General features: G+C 38.7%; 1 protein-coding gene. It reads left to right on the top strand.

The features are described 5' to 3' along the window. Nucleotides 1–963, top strand: a 963-nt coding sequence (locus tag EHS15_RS16985) for a M23 family metallopeptidase (RefSeq protein WP_210416367.1), incomplete at its 5' end; no start/stop codon positions are given. Nucleotides 964–1,054 lie beyond the last annotated feature (91 nt).

The following is a 1,054-nucleotide window of genomic DNA, read 5'->3' as shown; positions in this document are numbered from 1 at the left end:
GAAGGACTCACTAGAACATTGCCATACGATGACATTAAAGCTTATATAAGTCATAAAGGTGATTATGAAAAGCAAACATTTACTTTGACAGATGGATTCAAGAGTCCTATTGGTGACAACAGAGGGAATGTAGGAACAATATCTTTAAACTCACATTATGGACCAGATGGGTATTCTGTAGGAGAAGCTTTGAATGCTCACTTGTATGGAAACGCACATAAGGGAATCGATATAGCTGGTGAAGTAGGGACTAGAGTGAATTCAATGCTAAACGGAACAATAATAGCTAGAACACAAGGAGCATCCGTTCAAGTATTGGATTCTGTAGATTTAAGAAGAGCCGGTGTAGATTTTGATCCAACGAAGATGAATACGAACGGGCAGCTAGGTGCATATGTGGATGCGAGTGGAAATGTAATGGATCGCGCCAAATTAATTGCGATAGATCCCAAGTTTAATTTTGATGCACCAAAGATGAAAGAGACCGGAGTTCAATACGATAAGACTACTAAGTCTTATTATATGATAAATAGTTCTAGTGATGCAGATCGAGTGTATTTGTCAGGAAGACAAGAGAGTATAATGAACATTTCCCCTGAGGCTAGAGCGAATCCTGACACAAAGGTAACAGGAAATGGAAATTCAGTGACAATTAGATCAGAGCTAACAGGAAAGTATGCAGGAGTATATGATATATCGTATAAACATTTAGATCAACCGTATACTGGAGACAATACATTCCGTGCAGGAGATGAGATAGGACCGATGGGATCAACGGGAAGGTCAACAGGATCTCACTTACATTTGGAGATAACGACAGTAACTCAACCGAAAATTGCACCCGAATTCTATGATGTTGTAGAGAGGAATCAATCTGGAGATCCGACAAAATGGAGAATTAATCCAACATATTTTATAAAGGAAATGGCTGGTGGAGCAACGGTGAATGGAGCAGGAACATGAGAAAGCAATTATTATTTAGTTTATTGTTTATTGTGTTATTGCCTTTGGCAATAACATGTAAGGAATTAGGAGAAGAGAAGAAGCAACCTGG

The sequence above is a fragment of the Leptospira idonii genome, from assembly GCF_004770995.1.
Classification (GTDB): domain Bacteria; phylum Spirochaetota; class Leptospiria; order Leptospirales; family Leptospiraceae; genus Leptospira_A; species Leptospira_A idonii.
Note: the sequence above shows the minus strand (reverse complement) of the source record. Positions and strands in the feature narration are given on the sequence as shown.